At 61.1% G+C, this 17,665-nt stretch carries 13 protein-coding genes and 4 pseudogenes; 7 read left to right on the forward strand and 10 right to left on the reverse strand.

The features are described 5' to 3' along the window. Window positions 1-129: 129 nt before the first annotated feature. On the forward strand, window positions 130-735 hold the full coding sequence (petA, locus tag LPA45_RS33640; protein ID WP_367395218.1) for a ubiquinol-cytochrome c reductase iron-sulfur subunit: 606 nt from the start codon (window positions 130-132) through the stop codon (window positions 733-735). Window positions 736-1,703: 968 nt separating this feature from the next. Here the strand turns inward: petA and LPA45_RS33645 are convergent. The 4 genes and pseudogenes from LPA45_RS33645 to LPA45_RS34305 all read right to left on the reverse strand — a co-directional run. Then, window positions 1,704-3,260: an IS66 family transposase gene (locus LPA45_RS33645; protein WP_367395219.1), complete on the reverse strand. Its 1,557-nt coding sequence runs from the start codon at window positions 3,258-3,260 to the stop codon at window positions 1,704-1,706. An 82-nt stretch (window positions 3,261-3,342) separates the two neighbouring features. Continuing rightward, window positions 3,343-3,678, reverse strand: a complete 336-nt coding sequence (tnpB, locus tag LPA45_RS33650) for an IS66 family insertion sequence element accessory protein TnpB (protein ID WP_039014923.1) — start codon at window positions 3,676-3,678, stop codon at window positions 3,343-3,345. Then, a complete protein-coding gene (locus tag LPA45_RS33655; RefSeq protein WP_367395220.1) occupies window positions 3,675-4,052 on the reverse strand; it encodes a transposase in 378 nt (125 codons plus the stop codon). Before LPA45_RS33655 ends, tnpB begins: the two co-directional genes overlap by 4 nt. A gap of 355 nt (window positions 4,053-4,407) precedes the next feature. After that, window positions 4,408-4,668, reverse strand: a pseudogene (locus tag LPA45_RS34305) (DUF4158 domain-containing protein); the annotation flags it as partial. A gap of 284 nt (window positions 4,669-4,952) precedes the next feature. On the opposite strand from LPA45_RS34305, the gene LPA45_RS33665 reads away from it, so the two are divergent. Further along, window positions 4,953-5,132, forward strand: a complete 180-nt coding sequence (locus tag LPA45_RS33665) for a hypothetical protein (RefSeq protein ID WP_367395222.1) — start codon at window positions 4,953-4,955, stop codon at window positions 5,130-5,132. Between the two features lie 139 nt (window positions 5,133-5,271). Continuing rightward, on the forward strand, window positions 5,272-6,765 hold the full coding sequence (locus LPA45_RS33670) for a transposase (RefSeq protein WP_376790717.1): 1,494 nt from the start codon (window positions 5,272-5,274) through the stop codon (window positions 6,763-6,765). Between the two features lie 270 nt (window positions 6,766-7,035). Here the strand turns inward: LPA45_RS33670 and LPA45_RS34310 are convergent. Continuing rightward, window positions 7,036-7,128 (reverse strand): annotated as a pseudogene (locus tag LPA45_RS34310) (cold-shock protein); the annotation flags it as partial. Between the two features lie 1,088 nt (window positions 7,129-8,216). On the opposite strand from LPA45_RS34310, the pseudogene cadA reads away from it, so the two are divergent. Beyond that, window positions 8,217-9,987, forward strand: a pseudogene (gene cadA, locus LPA45_RS33675) (cadmium family heavy metal-translocating P-type ATPase); the annotation flags it as partial. A 324-nt stretch (window positions 9,988-10,311) separates the two neighbouring features. Here the strand turns inward: cadA and LPA45_RS33680 are convergent. After that, a pseudogene (locus LPA45_RS33680) lies at window positions 10,312-10,502 on the reverse strand (cold-shock protein). A 424-nt stretch (window positions 10,503-10,926) separates the two neighbouring features. Between LPA45_RS33680 and LPA45_RS33685 the strand changes: the two are divergent. Next, entirely contained in the window at window positions 10,927-11,124 is a 198-nt protein-coding gene (locus LPA45_RS33685) for a hypothetical protein (RefSeq protein ID WP_367395224.1), read from the forward strand. 217 nt (window positions 11,125-11,341) lie between these two features. Further along, entirely contained in the window at window positions 11,342-11,908 is a 567-nt protein-coding gene (gene phaP, locus LPA45_RS33690) for a TIGR01841 family phasin (RefSeq protein ID WP_367395225.1), read from the forward strand. A gap of 249 nt (window positions 11,909-12,157) precedes the next feature. Here the strand turns inward: phaP and LPA45_RS33695 are convergent, their stop codons facing one another. Genes LPA45_RS33695 through LPA45_RS33705 form a run of 3 tightly spaced genes read right to left on the reverse strand, consistent with a single transcriptional unit; the run spans window position 12,158 to window position 14,234 of the window. Beyond that, window positions 12,158-13,540: a heavy metal sensor histidine kinase gene (locus tag LPA45_RS33695; protein ID WP_367395226.1), complete on the reverse strand. Its 1,383-nt coding sequence runs from the start codon at window positions 13,538-13,540 to the stop codon at window positions 12,158-12,160. Then, the gene (locus LPA45_RS33700; protein WP_367395227.1) at window positions 13,537-13,716 is read right to left on the reverse strand and encodes a winged helix-turn-helix domain-containing protein; all 180 of its coding nucleotides are present in this window, start codon (window positions 13,714-13,716) and stop codon (window positions 13,537-13,539) included. Before LPA45_RS33700 ends, LPA45_RS33695 begins: the two co-directional genes overlap by 4 nt. Window positions 13,717-13,769: 53 nt before the next feature. Beyond that, window positions 13,770-14,234, reverse strand: a complete 465-nt coding sequence (locus LPA45_RS33705) for a response regulator (RefSeq protein WP_367395228.1) — start codon at window positions 14,232-14,234, stop codon at window positions 13,770-13,772. Window positions 14,235-14,393: 159 nt separating this feature from the next. Here LPA45_RS33705 and LPA45_RS33710 point away from each other — a divergent pair, with 159 nt between their 5' ends. Continuing rightward, on the forward strand, window positions 14,394-16,268 hold the full coding sequence (locus LPA45_RS33710; protein WP_367395229.1) for a copper resistance system multicopper oxidase: 1,875 nt from the start codon (window positions 14,394-14,396) through the stop codon (window positions 16,266-16,268). A gap of 321 nt (window positions 16,269-16,589) precedes the next feature. Here the strand turns inward: LPA45_RS33710 and LPA45_RS33715 are convergent, their stop codons facing one another. Then, window positions 16,590-17,609 carry an IS110 family transposase gene (locus LPA45_RS33715; protein WP_367395183.1) on the reverse strand — a complete coding sequence of 340 codons (1,020 nt, stop codon included), beginning with the start codon at window positions 17,607-17,609 and terminating at the stop codon, window positions 16,590-16,592. Window positions 17,610-17,665 lie beyond the last annotated feature (56 nt).

The raw sequence follows: 17,665 nt of genomic DNA on the forward strand, positions 1-17,665 counted from the left end.
CGAGCAAAGGTGCCCATGTTCCTGCCGGGCCCGGCCAATGAGCCCAGCTACTCGGCATAGGCGGCGACTGAGCCGTTGGCAGCCAGTCACGTTGCTGGCCACATGAAACCTTGATTGGAGTGAATTGCGATGAACAATCCAATGGCGGTTTCACAGAACGCACGCCAGCGCAGGCTACTGCTGCAGGCCACCGGCACCCTGGGTGGAGTCGGACTGGTAGGCACCATGGTGCCCTTCGTGGCGAGCATGGCGCCAAGCGAGGCCGCGCGATCGCGGGGCGCACCCGTCGAGGTGAACCTCGACACGGCGACACTAGGGTCCCTGGTCACCATTGCCTGGCGTGGCAAGCCAGTTTGGATCTTGCACCGGACCAGCGACATGTTGGATCGCCTGGGCAGGCACGATCGCCTGTTGGCCGATCCGTTGTCCAAGGAGGCGCAGCAGCCCGCCTACGCGCGCAATGCGACTCGCTCGCTGCGCCCGGACTTCTTTGTGGCGATCGGCCTCTGTACCCATCTGGGCTGCGTCCCGACCTATCGCCCGGACGCTGGCGCGGCGGATTTGGGCGATGACTGGCCTGGGGGCTTTTTTTGCCCCTGCCATGGTTCCAAGTTCGATCTGGCCGGACGCGTGTTCCGCGCCGTGCCCGCGCCGCTCAACCTGGAGATTCCGCCGTATGAATACCAGGGCGAAACACGACTGGTGGTCGGTCAGGATCGCAGTGGGTCCGCCTAAGAGCCCGCCAATCGGCTTATCGGAGTTGTCAAGGAGACTTCCATGAGCACCAGCGGGCGAACTGATCCAGACCGCGGCGCTGGCGATCCGGGCGCCGCTGTTCCCATGCCTGACGATGTTCGAGTGGCTGAAGCTCGCTGCGCAGACCTTTTCCCAGGATGTCAAGCAGAGCCAGTAGCCGCCCTCGGTGCGGCACGCGGGTGCAGCAGGCCGCGCAGCGCATAGTCGCGCACCACGTTAATAAATCCCAGACTGTCAGGAGCGCGAACAGAGGGTTGGCCGCTATTCGTGATCATGCGCTGCAGCGCAAGTCCGTATCTTGGCATGACCCGTGCGACACGTGTCGCCGTCAACCGCGCGTTAAGCGGTATGTAGTGGGCGGTAAAGTTCGTTTCTGCCTTGTCACGCGCCGCCCTGGAGTTGCCTGTGCGGTGTCGTGACCTGCTGTACGACCAGCAGTTGCCTATCTGGACATGCGTTCCTGGTAACGGGAGGGTATGAAGCTCTGGAGACAACGTGCCTATCGACCGACGGATCATTCCGGTGATGGGATGGTCGACACTGCTAGCCGCAAGGCGGTGTGGGTGCCAGGCAAGTTCCGCATGCGCAACAGATGTGAACTGTTGATAAACCCCGTAACCAAGAATGGGCCAAAGCGGCTGCTAGGCCCAGACCAAAAGGTATGTAGCCGGTTGTTCATCTGGGTCAAATGGACACGTCGTCATCGGCGCTACCGGGGGAGAGACAGGCGCTAACCGGACAGGCCCAAAACATCGGGTCGGCAGGAACGGGAACGTGGTAAGCCCGATTCCTCGCCACTGATTCAGCGTGTCGAGTCGGCGGCAGGCGACCCGCGAGGGAAGCTTTTGGGGAAGCGGGTAAGAGAACGCGGAGAAAGCGAATGGCATGCTGTAATGGCGTGCATAGGGGTTCAAACGTAAGCGCCCGGCGAACCCGTCTTGACAGAGTTATGCAGAGAGAACGGAAGCGGTCCAGCGATGTGGCAGGAGCTCCGCGATGTCGGCGGTCTTCTGGGTCGGCAGTCGTGTGAGCACGTCTTTCAGGTAGGCGTAGGGATCATGCCCATTGAGCTTCGCCGACTGGATCAGACTCATGACTGCGGCCGCGCGCTGGCCAGCGCGCAGCGAACCCGCGAACAGCCAGTTCGATCTTCCAAGAGCGATAGGCCGTATTTGCCCTTCGATATGGTTGTTATCGATGGGCACGGCTGGATCCTCAACGTAGCGCACGAGTGCCGCCCAGCGTTTGAGGCTGTAGTCGATAGCTCGCGCGATGGCCGATCCGTCCGGCACCCGCCGCCTTTGTTCATCAAGCCAGAGATGCAGCGCATCCAGGATTGGTCTGGCCCGCTGCTGTCGCGCTTCCAGGCGTAGTGCTGGCTCTGCGTCCCGCACTTCTCGCTCGATCTCGTAGAGCCCGGCAATGAAGCGTAGCGCCTGGCCAGCCAACTCGCTCTTGTGCTTGTCGTGCAGCTCAAAGTACTTACGACGCGCGTGGGCCATGCACCCAATCTCGACGATGCCGCCGCCGAAGCTGGCCTTGTAGCCAGAGAAGTCGTCGCATACCAGCTTGCCCTGCCAGTCCTGCAAGAATGCGCGGGCATGTTCGCCGCTGCGGCTAGGGGGAAACTGATAGATCACTGCACGCAACGATGAGAGCTGGCTCGGTGCGTAGGCCCACAGGTAGGCGCGATGCGTCTTGCCGTCGCCTGGCGAGAGCATCTGCACTGGTGTCTCGTCGGCGTGCAGTACGCTCTGGGTCAATACCTCCGCCTGCAGGGCATCCACCAGCGGTTGCAGTCGCACACCGCAGATACCGACCCACGCACCCAGCGTCGATTGCGGGATCGCCAGGCCGGCCCGCGCGTAGATGCGTTCTTGCCGATACAGAGGAAGATGGTCGCCGAACTTGGACACCAGCGTATGCGCCAGCAGCCCGGCGGTGGGGATGCCCTTGTCGATGACGTGGGGAGGAACCGGTGCCTGAGTGAGAGTCTCACATTGACCGCATACCCACTTGCCCCGGATATGACGTTCGACCGTGAATACGCCAGGGGTGTAGTCCAGCTTCTCACTGACGTCTTCGCCAATGCGCTTGAGCGCGCAGCCGCACGTGCAGGTCTCGGACTCTGGCTCGTGATGGATCTCGGTGCGAGGCAATTGGGGAGGAAGCGCCTGGCGTTTCGGCTTGTCCCTGGGCTCCGACTTGGACGGCGGCATCAGCGCTTCCAACTCGGCTTCGATTGCCTCAAGGTCTGCATCGAGGGCTTCCTCCAGCAAGCTTGCCTGGGCCGATGTCAGTTGCTCGCTGCGTTTGCCGAACTTCCAACGCTTGTGGATGGCTAGCTCGTGAGTGAGCTGATCGATCTTGGTTTGCCGGTAGCGCAGCTCTTGCGCGTGCCGCGCAATGACGGCGTCCTGCTCCTGGATCTGCGCCCGCAGCGTCGCAGCCAACTCGCGCAGTTGCTGTGGGCTCAGGTCGTCCAGGTTCTCGGCGGGATTCATGTTCCGAATCTTGCCAGTTCCCGGTCACTCCAACCATTGGCACAGCCCCCAATGGACGCTCGGCCCCTGTGCCAAGCCACGACTAAAGCACGGTGATCGCCTCATCGCGGCCCAAGCGTTGCCAAGGCAGGCCCAGCACCAGCGCATCCAGTTGCTCTCGACACAGCGGCGTCGCGATAGCTGTCATACCGTCGGTCCAGACGAAGCGACCCTTATTGAGCCGCCGCGCCGCCAACCAGATGCCAATGCCGTCGTACACCAGCACCTTGATACGCGTGGCACGCTTGTTCGTGAAGAGATAAGCATGATGCGGCCGGGCGGCTCCAAATGCCTTCACCACCCGAGCCAAGACCGTATCTGTTCCCGCTCGCATGTCCAGCGGCTCGGTGGCTAGCCAGATTGCCTCGACGCGGATCAACGCAACCACCCCTGAAGCCATTCGCCACACTCCGCTGCGGCCGATCCCGGCCAACGAATGTTGATCGTCGCTGCTCCGCGTCGCACTTCGATCTGTATATCCGGTATCGCCGGCGTCGGCGTGGGATCGCCGATCTGCAGCGGGATGAACTCGGTTTGGGGTACGGTCATCAATGCGCGGGCTTCGCCCGCGCTAACCAACGCTTGGTGTTCAGCGACCCAGCGCCGAAGCAGATTCGCATTCACGCGATGGTGTAGCGCTACTGCCGCAATCGAAACACCCCGATGCATGCAGTCCTGGACGGCTTTGGCCTTGAACTCGGCGCTGTGCCGACGTCGGCGTCGCGCCGGTGCGCTCTCTTCGATAGTGTTCACGTGTCCACCAAGAATTTAGATGGACACGATGCTCCTTGCTCGCTTGCCTCCCTTCAAGATGGGTTCACCGGGCGCTTACGTTCAAACTTTGCCCTGGCCCGAAAGGGCGCAGACTTCCGCGAGGTGTGGCTGTCGCAGGCCAGTATTTGAGGTTCGGCTGCCTTGTTGCAGCTCAGCGCCCTCGTCTCAGCAATGGGATGAATCAACGATATGACGTTTGCGAAGGGCTTGCGCAGTCCGGCAAGACCGGTATCGACAGTGATACTTTGGCCGTGCCTGAGCCGTATGCGGTGAAAGTCGCTCGTGCGGTTCTTTGGGGAGGGAGCAGCGGTGACGCTGCTCTCTTACCCGCTCTATCCGGCGGGGTGATGCCAAGTTGCGCGCCGACAAAGGCCCAGAGAAATTTGGGCACCTGCTTGTAGGCATCGAGCGTGCGGCCCGTCATGCGGACAAAGCCGATATGAACGGCGCAGGCAAGGCGGTACAGGTGGCTACGCCGCGCATCGATCAGGGCCCGCTCCTTGGCGGAGAAGGTGAAGAACGTGGCAAGCTCGAACTCGCTGAGTTCGCGCGGAATCTGCCGCACGCCGAGATACGCCAGTTGCCAATGATCCATCGCGCTTACTCCCAAGCTTGAGACGGCCGCCAAGACTAGCGGCAATGCGACGAGGACGCAACGCACGTATCAAGAAAGTGCGCTAAAAGTAAATCGCCGCGGCAGGAAAAGGGTAGGTAACTTCTCAATAAGCCGGGGCAAGGCCAGGTGGTGAGGCGTGGCCGGTGACTGGAATGTCGGGGTGGAAATATCGGCGCGACCTTGCCGTAAGCCGCAACGAGTTCCACTTGTAAACGCTGGGTGGAGATGTTAACTTTCGCCGTCGCCATCCACGCTGCCCGGTCATGACCACTTGTCAAAAATTCACGCTGCCGGACATCGCGCGAGACGGATTGACGCCAAAAGAACTTGAGGTGTTGGCATGGGTTGAGGGATTGGTCGACATGGCCAATGGCTTGCAGCAGGAGAAGGAGCAACTGGAACAGGAACTCGCCGAGCTGAGAAGAGCTGCAAAGCGCGCGTAGCCTGACTGCGGCCGTGAAGAAGAAGCTTGTTGCGCCGTACATTGCCGAGGCCGAACGCACGCCGGCGGTGCTGAAGGTGCTGGCCTGGGGTGAAGATCTAGTGGCGCTCATCCATCGTCTGGTGGAGAACGCGGGGCACATGAAAGACGAGGTCGCGGTGCTCAAGGGAGAGAAGAAGCGCCCGACGTTCAAGCCAAGCCGCATGCATGAGGAGGCCGGCAAAACCAGCGAGTCCAATCGGCAGCAGCAGGGCAAACCAGCCGGACGACGCGGTTCGCCCGCCAGGAGCAAGACGGGGCAGCTGAAGATCGATTGCGAGCAAGTCATGCAGCCGGCCGAGTCGATCCCATCTGGCTCGCGGTTCAAGGGCTACCGGGATTTCGTGGTGCAAGACCTCGTGATCGGGACCCACAATACGCGCTACCGGCTCGCACGCTGGCAGACTCCGGACGGTCACACGCTGACCGGGCAACTGCCCAAAGCCGTTGCCGGCAGCCACTTTGGCGCGACACTGGTCAGTTACGTGCTGTACCAATATCACCACTGCCACGTGACGCAGCCGCTGCTGTGCGAGCAGTTGCGGGAATGGGGTATCGAGATCTCGTCCGGGCAGATGAATGCGCTGCTTCAGGAGGGCAAGGAGCGATTCCACGAGGAAAAGGACGGTCTGCTGTCGACGGGGCTGGCGCTCTCGGCGTATGTGACGGTCGACGACACCGGCACGCGGCATCAGGGCCGCAACGGCTACGTCACCCACATCGGTAACGAGCACTTCGCCTGGTTCAAAAGCACAAGCACGAAGAGCCGCATCAATTTCCTCGAACTGCTCGCAGCGGGACATGGCTACCAGGTCAACGACGAGGCCCTCTCCTACATGAAAAAGCATGAGCTTCCACAGGCGTTCGTGGAAGGGATGCGTCAGCATGAGTGCGCGAGCTTTGCCAACCAGAGTGCGTGGCTGTCTCACCTGGACAGCCTGGGCATGGACGTTACCCGCCACCGGAACATCGCCACCGAAGGGGCGTTACTGGGCAGCCTGAGGCGACGTGGCGTAGCGCAGGATCTGGCCATCATCAGCGATGATGCGGGACAGTTCAATGTGTTGATTCACGGCTTATGCTGGGTCCACGCCGAGCGTCTCGTCCACAAGCTGCTGCCGCTCAATGGCCTACATCGAGAGGATATTGCCCGGGTGCGCAGCGACATCTGGTCGCTCTATGCGGATCTGAAGGAATACAAGCAGAATCCGACGATCCAGCGCAAAGCCGAACTGCAACAGCGCTTTGACGCAGTCTTCATCCAGAAGACCCGTTACGCGACGCTGGACCGTTTGCTCAGACGCCTTCACAAAAACAAGTCCGAACTGCTCCTGGTGCTCGAACGCCCCGAGGTCCCACTGCATACCAACGGCAGTGAACGGGACATTCGCGACCACGTGAAAAAGCAGAAGATCAGTGGCGGCACGCGCAGCGAACTCGGTCGTCAATGCCGTGACACCTTCTCGAGCTTGAAGAAGACCTGTCGAAAGCTGGGAATCTCATTCTGGGACTACCTGGCCGACCGCATCTCACACACCAATTACATTCCCCTCCTTCCCCACCTCCTCGAACAGCGTATCGCTCTCTCCACCTGAGCGGCGTGACGCCGTTTGCCCCGCATTATTGAGAAGTTACAAGGGTAGACAGTAAGGTGTTGATTTGTGGGAATATTTTCCGACCATCGCCCCGACCAAAATCAAAGAGACCCCAGATAGAGGGGTGACCGCTATACAGTCTTATGCTCTGCAGAGCATAAAGCAGAGGGTTTTTTGATGACCGGTCGCGGGCTGACCTCGCCGGGTCCTGCTCACACGCCTGCGGCCGCGACCGCTAATCAAAAAACCCTCTGCTATATCTGAAGCTTCAGATATTCGCGAATAGCGGCCGACCCTCTTGAAGCCATCCGCACGAACTTCCGAGAAATGCACGAACAAGTTCTCGCCGCCGTCTGGCATTGTTGGTCTCGTTCCAGCGGCTGGCGTCCGTCCTGCACAGCGAGATTCGCAGCCTCCGGGCCGGCGGCATTTGATGTTTCGACCTTGGCGCAAAACACTCGCAGCAACTATGAAGGAATGCTGATCGCGCTGCCGGCTCCACTGATCACGTGGGCCAAGTTGAGCCCGAGCCGCGCGGCTGGGCCGGCGCGTCGATCCCCAGCGGGTGAAAACGCATAAGCGCGGCCCAAAGAAGATAAAACAACTTAGGGCTATGTCGAAGCCCTTCCTAACCTCAGCCGGCATATGGCACGAGTGGGGCTCGGCTAAACGATCAGTTCTTCGGAAAGGGTCGGGCTCGAGGTTGGGGCGTCTCAGCCATTGTGGGCTGGCAACGTGAACGCGCTGTTGGGATAGGTGTGGTCGCCGCGCTGACGTCCTCGTGGTTGTGGCGGGTGAGTTTTAGCGTGCGTCTGGTCAAGCGGAGCTCGTAGTCCTCACCGTCGGATGGAACGAAAACGACGGTACGGTAGAGTTGCCATGGCAGATGGGATGCGTAGACGCTGATTCTTACTTTCCGTCCCGCTTCAACCCACACCTCCCTAGCAAAGGCCTTCGGCACCATGCTTGTCGAGCCGTCGATGCCAAGTGCGAACGCAGAAGCTGATGCAGAAGATCCGGCAAGCCGATCGACGTTGGCCGAAGCCCCCTCAGAAACGGGAACCAGCTGGAAGCGTGATAGCGTTCTACAACTGGGCTCATAACCGATATCGACACCGGCATACGTTGCATCGGACGCCAACCCTTCAGCGGATATTCGAACCCGCGCACGCGGGCCCTCCTGCGGCTGCACAAATGGCACGCACGCAACAGACCCCAACGCCGCCAACGCGACTACCCAGACCAATTTCATTTCGGTCCCCGTGAATCGGCGCCACCTCTTGAAGACTAAAGCATATGCAGCTAGCATGCCGTCCGAGCTCTTGCTACGCTATTGCGTAAACATTACATCTTTGTAATGAGTGGCGCTGATGAATGCCGTTGATTCCACTGGGTCAGGAGGCCGAGGGAGATCGTCCCACTTCGCCCACCTCTGCGCCCATCAGTATCTGCTGCGGATTCGCCCGGGCGAGAAAGTACCCACCGATGGCGTCCTGACCGAAGGAGCAAGCGCCAACGATGAATCGAAGATCACCGGTGAGCCTTTGCCCGTTTCCAAGCGCGTCGGCGATCATATGATCGGCGCCACCATCAACACCTCGGTCAGCGTGGTGATGCGCTCGGAAAGGGTTGGCGCCCAGACGGTGCTGTCGCAGATCGTGCAGATGGTGGTCCAGGCGCAGCGTTCTCCAAGGCGCCGCGAATGGCAGACCGGGTGGCCGGCGTGTTCGTGGTGGTGGTCGCGGCCATCGCCTTGCTCACCTCTTCGCCTGGGCTGGGTCTTTGGCTTGGTCAATATGGTGGCGGTGCTGATCATTGCCTGTCCCTGCGCGCTGGGGCTTGCCACCCCAATGTCGATCATGGTGGCCAGCGGGAACGGCGATGTGGTCAATGTCCGTCCCAACGAACGCCGGCCGACGGATTCCTCGTGATGGGCACTTCGGCAATCAACCAGCCCCCAGTCACCGAGAAGGCATCCCGGTCGACAAGCGTCCCGTTTCGGACGTGGCGGCCGCGCGGGCCAAGCCTGGTGCGGTCGGCACCGAATCACGCGTCTTCGCCGGAACTATCAACGGCGCCGGCGCCCTCGAGGTAGAGGTGACACGCCTGTCCGGCGAGACCGCGCTAGCGAAGGTTGTCAAATGGTCAGCGAGGCACAGACTCAGCAATCACCTACGCAGCGCTTCACCGAGAGGTTTGAGCGCAAATTCGTGCCGATGGTGCTGAGCCTTGCCGTACTGCTGCTGTTCGCCGGGCTGGTGATTGACGAGCCATTCAGTGAAAGTTTCTACCGAGCCATGGCAGGTCGCAGCCAGCCCCTGCGCCTTGGCCATCGCCACTCCGAGCACCGTGCTTTCGGGCGTAGCGCGCGGCGCGCGGCGCTGTGCTGGTCAAAGGTGGGGCACCGCTGGAAATCTGGGCTCACTGAATGCGATCGCGTTTGACAAGACAGGAGCGCTGACGGAGGGCCGTCCGCACATCACCGACATAGTGCCGGCTGAAGGTGCACCGAGGACGAACTGCTCAGGGTAGCGGTTGCCGTAGAAATCGCTAAGCGATCATCCGCTTGCCGCGGCGATTGCGCGCGACGGGCGCGAGCGGCTGGGTGAGGGCAGCCTTCCCGAGGCTGTCGATCTCCGGTGCCTGACGGGACGCGGCGTCACCGCACGGCTGCTCGTCCGGCGCGGCCAAAAGGATCTCGGGGCCATCGGCCTCATGGATACACCACGCGCAGCCGCGCGCGGCGCGCTCAAACGGCCGCATGCCCTTGGCGTCACGCGTATGATCAAGCGACAACCAGAAGGTTGCTGACGCCATTGCCAAGGACGTTGGGCTCGACGAAGCCTGGGGCGACCTGATGCCTGAGGACAAGGTTGAGGCGATCAAGAAGCTTCGTCGCGAGGCGGTGGCCATGGTAGGCGACGGCGTGAAGGACGCTCCAGCCATGGCAAACGCCACGGTTGGCATAATGGGGGCGGCCGGATCCGACGTGGCACTGGAAACGGCGGATGTTGCACTCATGGCTGACGACCTGCGGCATCTGCCCTTCGCGCTCGCGCTGAGCCGGCACACCCGCGCGATTATTCTCCAGAATGTATTTATTAGTCTGGCGTCGTTGCCTTCCTCGTGCCTGCGACGATCCTTGGCCTGGGCATTGGACCCGCAGTAGCGATGCACGAGGGCTCGACGCTATTGGTGAGTTTTCTTCCACTACCCCACTAACGCCGAGCAACCGCTCCATAGCGTACGCTACTACCTGTTGCTCGGCGCGTGCCTGCTTGTGCTGGGCTTGCTGTACGTGCTGTGGATTAGGGGCGCTGAGTTGGCTTGGGCCGCCTTCGCCAGCGCGACGCTTTGATCTGCTGCCGTAGCCGCGCCTGCCGCCCTGCCCCTCACTGCGGACCGATAGGATGGGAGCGTGCCTCTCTACGGCTGGCGCGCTCCAGGTTTCAGAAGTGAAACAATCGCTGTGATCTGCACCTGCCTGATTGTCACGACAGCCAGCGCGGAAAGCCGGCAACGTCGCGCGGCGGGGCTTCAAGCGCGTTACATTAGCCGGATGTTGGCGGCCTGCTTGCCCTTGGGGCGAAGCTCACCTTCTGGTGCTCCTGCAGCGAATTCACGCCCTCTGCACGAATCTGCGAGAAGTGAGCGAACAAATCCCCGCCGCCATCATCCGGCCGGATGAAGCCAAGGCCCTTTTCCTTGTTGAACCACTTGACAGTCCCCGTCGGCATTGCACGAATCCTCAAGAAAGAAGGGCCCGCCATGTCCTGTGCTTCCATGACCTTGGCTTGCGACGTGACGCAGCGCCGGGCCGCATGGCGGCGACGGGCTCCCCCAAATGTTCAAGCAGAAATATAAACAACGCCTGGCGAATCCCCGCTCGGCGTTTTCTCGCGAGAGGGGCATGCTTGGCAGCGAGGTGCGTTGAGAAAGTCATTACACAAATTGTTACATGGCATATATTGAGAATGCCGATGCGGCGCCCGTACGATGGGCCTTTCCAAGGCATGGTATGGGCAATCGCTCTATGCTGTGACCTCGGTACTGAGACCTTGCCCCCGAGGTCGCAGTAGCCGCCGCGTGGGCTACGACGCCGGCGCAGCGGTTGTCGTTCCACATACCCAGCAAACATATAAAAAAACGGAGGAGACACCCATGCTGAGTCATCACGAAATCGCCACGCTCATCCTGGTCAAGGGTACTCAGGATCCGCTGGAGTTGGACCCCGCGGATCTCGACACGCTGCTGGAGCACGAGTTCGTGGCGCTAGAAGAACGTCCTTCCGGCCAGGCATGCCCCCGCCTCACACAGCTTGGGCACGCCATTCTGAAAGCTGTCGGGCTGCGCCACTAAGGCACTGCCCCGCCCGCATCGTACCGCCTCCCTGCTTTTGGTAGTTCCGTCGGCTGCACGCGTCGGCTCGCCAGGTATGCGCAGCAGTTGCACGCGCATCCCGGATGAGTTCGTCTCGCCCGTAGCCGGCCCACTTTGATCGAGTCCCAACGACCTTGTCGTCCCATCGGCAGCGCTGCCGCGACGACGCCAGGGGTCCATTTTCAGGAGCTTCATCATGCCTATGTCATCCCCCGAACAGTTTGCGGCGGTGCAGGCCGCCGGCCTCGACATCCTGGCCGGGCTCACCAGCAAAACCCTCGACGGTCTCCAGAAGGTCGCGGAACTGAACTTGCAGACGATGAAATCGACGCTGGCGGAAGCCCAGGACAATGCGCGAAAAACATTCGCCGCCAAGGATCCAGGGGAGTTGTTGGAGCTGCAGGCCAGCCTGCTGCCGCCGATGGCCGAGAAAGCGCAGGCGTACGGACGTCAATTGTTCGATATCGCCGAGGCGACACGGGCCGACTTTGCGAAGGTTGCCGAAGCCCAGTACGCAGAGAACAAGCGCATGATGCAGGAGTTCATCGACGGCGCCACGAAGAGCGCACCCGCTGGTTCGGAGGCCGCCACGGCCGCCTGGAAATCGGCGCTGGCCGCCACCACCGGCCTGTTCGAAACGATGCAGCAAACTGCCACGCGCGCGGTTGAGGTCGCCGAGAGCAATCTGAACATAGCCGCCAACGCGGCATCGAACGCGGCGCAGCAAGCAACTGCCCAGGCTTCGCGTGCCGCCAAGCGATAGTGTGCGATGTCAGCTGCAGCGTCGCCAGGGCGATGCTGTTGAATGAGTACCTTGTCTTTCGGACCGCTCGCCCCGGCCCCAGTCGACTGCGCTTGGCGCAAGTGGTGGGCGTGGTGTCATCGAGAAGGAGCGACCATGGGAAATCCTGAGGAGGCGAGATAATCATGACCAAGCAGATTGCAGTTGTCACGGGAGGCATGTGCGGCGCCAGCGACCGCAGCGCTTGCGAAACCTGCGGCAAAACCCCGGTCACCTGGCCAGCCGCGGAAATGTCAGAATGAAGCGGGTCTTGCCTGCTGACGACTCGGCGGAAATCTTTCCGCCGTGCGCGGCCATGATCGCCTGCGTAATAGACAGGCCCAGGCCCACGCTGTCGGACTCTGCACGGGTCCTGGACTTGTCCGCGCGGAAAAACCGGTCAAAAATGGACGGCAACAGTTCCGGGCTGATCTCCACGCCCTCGTTTTCCACGACGATGGTTGCAATGCCGGGCTGCTCCCGGGCCTCGACCAGAATCCCCTTGCCTTTGGGGGTGTACCGCAGCGCGTTCGAAAGCAGGTTGCTAAGTGCCCTGCGCAACATCAAGCGGTCGCCCACAATCCTTGCCTGGCCATGAAGTTGCAGATGTACACCTTTGTCTTCGGCAAGGGCGTCATAGAATTCGAACAGCGCTCGCACCTCGTCAGTGACATTAATGGTTTCCTGGCTGGGCAGCGTGATGCCGTGCTCCACTTTTGCGAGATAAAGCATGTCGGAGACCATGCGGCCAAGGCGCTGTAGCTCCTCGGCATTGGAGGCAAGCACGTCACGATATTTTGCTGCGTCGCGTGGCTGGGACAGGACGACATGCGTCTGGGTCATCAGGTTCGTGATCGGCGTGCGCAGCTCATGCGCGAGATCGGACGAAAACTCCGAGAGCCGTCGAAAATCGTCCTGCAGGCGCTCGAGCATGGCATTCAGAGTTACCGCGAGATCCGCCATTTCCACCGGCACGGACTCCACGGGCATGCGCGCATCCAGCCTGTGTGCATTGACGTCCCTCGCGCGTGAGGCCATCATCCGCAACGGCGCGAGGCCGCGCCGTGCGGCCCACCACCCGAACAGGCCGCTCGCGACTGCGGCCAGAGCGATATAGAACGCCAGGGACTGGCGGAAGGCGTGCATGAAATGGGCATGAATCTCCGTGTCCATGCCGACCACAAGGGTCAAGGGTCCCCCTTTCTCATCGGCAATGCTGGCCAGTGCGCGCATCCCCCGGTACTCCTGGCCGTTCTGCTCCCAGAAAAATGTGTTCTCGTCTGGCCGGAGCCGGGCGAGCGCCTTGAACGCCGTACCGAAATCAAAGCCACCGGTCGCATACACGGCGTGACCCTCAGCGGTCTGGATATACGCCACGAATCCCGGATGGTGCTCCCCCATTTCCCTTAAACGGGCCGGAAGGCCTTCGACAGGTTGTTCCCCGGCAATCTTCTGTATCAGGCGAACGTTGTCACCCAAGACCACATAGTCCTCATTGGCAAAATGGCGGTCCATCGCGAGCCAGATCAATACACCGAGACCCAGCAACACCACCGCGGATGACAGCGAGAACAGAATCGTCAACCGCATCGTCAGCGACAGACGCTGCCTCATTCCTGGCCCTCCGGTGTTTCCAGTACGTAACCCATGCCGCGGACGGTCTGGATGAGCTTCGGCTCGAAATCGTCATCGATCCTCGCCCGCAGGCGGCGAATGGCGACGTCAATGACATTGCTGTCGCTGTCGAAATTCATGTCCCAGACCTGGGAGGCAATCAAGGACCGGGGCAAGACCTCGCCACGGCGGCGCGCCAGCAGTTCCAGTAACGCGAATTCCTTGCCGGTCAGGGGCGGCCAGCGCGCGAAGCCCGGCGCCGTGCCAGGTCCAGAACCAAGTCACCCACCTGGATGCGGTCGATTGCGAGTTGCACGGTACCCCGACGCAACAATGTTCGCACCCGGGCCAGCAACTCTGAAAATGCAAACGGCTTGACCAGGTAGTCGTCGGCGCCAAGTTCAAGGCCCTTGACCCGGTCGGCAACACTGTCGCGGGCCGTCAGGAACAAGACCGGGCGGCCCGGATGGTCTGTAGAATGCGCCAGCCATCGACATCCCGGTAGCATCACGTCGAGAATGATGAGTTCGTAGGACTCATTCATTGCCAGGTGCTGGCCGTCGAGCCCATTGGCGGCCAGATCGACGACGAAGCTCGCCTCGGTCAACCCCTGGCGAAGGTACTCGCTTGTCTTCGATTCGTCCTCTACCATCAGCAGCTTCCCCGATATTTGCGCTGCGAGCAAGGTGTACAAGCTATGCTCTTCCTGGGGGTAGTCTAACCAGACGCTGCGTAAGTGACCTGCACCTTGCCAGAATGTAATGTTGGGGTAAGTGAGCGGTAGCCTGCTCCTCGTTACTCTATGCATGCCGCTCTTCGACGCGGCCACTCCAGCAAAACAAGGACTAATTTCATGCGACGCGATCGACCGTCTGGCATTGGTCTGCCCAACCTTCCACGCCGCCGTTTCGTGCAAGGCCTGGCGGCAGGCGGCGTAATGGCGGGATTGGCCGGACTGGGAGGCAGCGCGTGGGCGCAGTCAGATGCACCTCGACGTGCCGGATACGGCACCGCCCCTGTCCTGCGCGGTACCGAGTTTGACCTGGTGATCGCCGAATCGGCCGTCAATTTCACCGGCAAGCCGGGCGTTGCAACCACCATCAACGGCATGCTGCCCGGCCCCACGCTGCGCTGGCGCGAAGGCGACACTGTCACCATTCGGGTGACGAACCGCCTGCGCGAGCCCACTTCGATCCATTGGCACGGAATCATCCTGCCATTCCAGATGGATGGCGTGCCGGGCATTAGCTTTTCTGGCATCGCCCCCGGCGAGACCTTCACCTATCGCTTCGAGGTCACCCAGACCGGCAGCTATTGGTACCACTCGCACTCCGGCTTCCAGGCGATGACGGGCGTGTACGGCGGCATCACCATCGATCCAGCCTCGGGCAGGGATGCGATCCAGGCCGACCGGGACTACACGGTATTGCTCTCCGACTGGACCGATGAGGATCCCATGCGGGTCCTGTCAAAGCTGAAAGTCCAGAGCGATTACTACAACTACAACCAGCCGACGGTCATCGACTTCTTCCGCGACGTTTCCAACGAGGGGATGAAGAGCGCACTCGCCAAGCGCAGGATGTGGAACGAGATGCGCATGAATCCGACGGACCTCGCGGACCTCTCGGGCGCAACGCTGACCAATCTCACCAACGGCGTCACGCCGGCCGGCAACTGGACTGGCCTGTTCAAGCCCGGTGAGAAGGTCCGAATGCGTTTTATCAACGGGGCCGGGAACACGTTCTATGACGTGCGCATTCCCGGTCTGAAGCTCAAGGTGGTGCAAGTCGACGGACAGGATCTCGAGCCAACCACAGTAGACGAGTTCCGTTTCGGCCCTGGCGAAACCTGCGACGTGGTGGTGGAGCCTCACGACGACGCCTACACCATCTTCTCCCAGGCCATGGACAGGACGGGCTACGCCCGCGGCACGCTGGCCGTCCGCGAGGGCCTGAGCGCACCGGTGCCGGCGGTCGACAAGCCCGAGTGGCTGACCATGGCGGACATGATGGGCGGCATAGACCATGGCGGCATGAACATGCAAGGTATGAACCATGGAGGGATGGCCATGCAAGGCATGGACCGCGGCACGATGAGCCACGGCGGCATGGCTATGTCTGGCATGAACCATGGTGCGATGCCGATGGACCACAGCCAGCACACCATGGCCGGCATGGGCGCGGGCGATTCGTTCAAGGTTCCAAGCACCAAGGCTCGACATGCGAAGACCGAGTACGGCGCCAGCACGGATATGCGCGTGGACATGGCCCGGACCAACCTGGACGACCCCGGCATCGGCCTGCGCAACAACGCCCGCAAGGTACTTACGCTGGCCGACCAGCACACCATCGGCGGGCCGCTGGATGCACGCGGCCCCGGACGTGAGGTGGAGCTGCACCTGACCGGCAATATGGAGCGCTATACCTGGTCTTTCGATGGCGTGGAGTTCGGGAAATCGACGCCAGTCCATTTCAAGCATGGCGAACGGTTGCGCGTCATCCTGCACAACGACACGATGATGACACACCCCATGCATATGCACGGGATGTGGAGCGAGCTGGAGGCTCCGGACGGCACGTTCCAGGCGCGGCGGCACACGATTACGGTACAGCCCGCACAGCGCATCAGTTTCCTGGTCACGGCGGATGCCCTGGGCCGCTGGGCATGGCATTGCCACCTGCTGCTGCACATGGATGCGGGGATGTTCCGCGAAGTGGTGGTGGCCTGACATCTAACTGAATACGCATACGCCATGTACAAGCACACAAGAACAGTTTATATGAACGCCCCCGATGCGCTAGGTTTTCTTGTGTTTTGATTCGACAGGATAGGTTGCAGCTTTATATGCGGCCTTTCTGCAGCATATGCTGCGGGCCCCGATGAAATCCGCTGATTCGCTCCTAATTTGTCGCGCGAGCTGAACGCTCTAACTATTCTTCAGGTTTAGCGAATCCCGGTCCGACCTGTCTTGTCATCACACTCGATTGCCAACGCAACCTTTCGACGTCATCCTGTAATCTTCGCGGATCTCCTCAGCACTATTTTCGAGTCAAGCCGGTCGTGTGCTCACGTGATCCTGCTTGTATGGCCTGTCATGCGCGAGGACTGCCCAGATGGTTCGAGCCATCTTGTTAGCAAGTGCTACGGTGACCACGTTCGACGGTCGTCGTTTCTGTATTTGCTCGGCCCACGTTCCGGCATGCTTCGCGTGAAAGAGCACGCTGCGCGCGCCGTGGATCAGGAGCGTGCGCACATACGTGTCGCCGCGCCGGCTAATTCCCAGTAGCTGGATTTTCCCGCCGGTGCCGATCTGCTTGGGTACGAGACCGAGCCAGGCGGCAAACTCGCGCCCGGACTTGAACGCCTTCGCGTCACCCATGCTCGCGACAGTGGCCGTCGCTGTCAGCAAGCCAACGCCCGGGATCGCGGCAATTGCCTTGCACGCCTTGTCTTCTTTCATCCACGTTAGCAAACGCCGTTCAATCTCGGCAATTTGCTTGTCGAGCCGCTCAAGGTCATTCCATAGCTCGCGTAACGATTCGATCAGCATCGCTGGCAGACGCTCCGCGAGCCTTGCCAGCACCCCGGGGATCGCCTTGTCCAGCGCGGCGCGGCTCTTGGCCATCACCTCGCCGTATTCGGTTAGTAACCCCCGCAGACTGTTCATCTGCATCGTTCGGAACTTGATCTTCTGTTGCCGCAACCGATGCAGCGCTAGTACGGCCTGCTGCGCTTCGGTCTTCACTGCGACGGCCTTGCTGGGCATCTGTGTGGCCATCCAGATCGCACGCGCATCGGCCGGGTCATTCTTGTTGCCGATCACGAAAGCCTTGACGAACTTCGCCGGCATCAGCTTGACCTGATGGCCCATCTCGATCAATCGCCGTGCCCAGTGCTGGGCACCGCCACAGGCCTCCATACCAATCAGACAGGGTTCGCGATTCGCAAAATGCTCGAGGAACACGGCGCGCTTCAGTTGCTTGTTTACGATTTCACCTGTGTCAGTATCCACCCAGTGAAGCTGGAAGACATTCTTGGCGATGTCCACCCCGACCGTCGTACACTTCATTTCGAACCCTCCGGTTAGCCAGTGAAGAACTCAATGATCTTCCTCATTTTGGCACT

The sequence above is a fragment of the Cupriavidus sp. Agwp_2 genome (genome assembly GCF_040784895.1).
Classification (GTDB): Bacteria; Pseudomonadota; Gammaproteobacteria; order Burkholderiales; family Burkholderiaceae; genus Cupriavidus.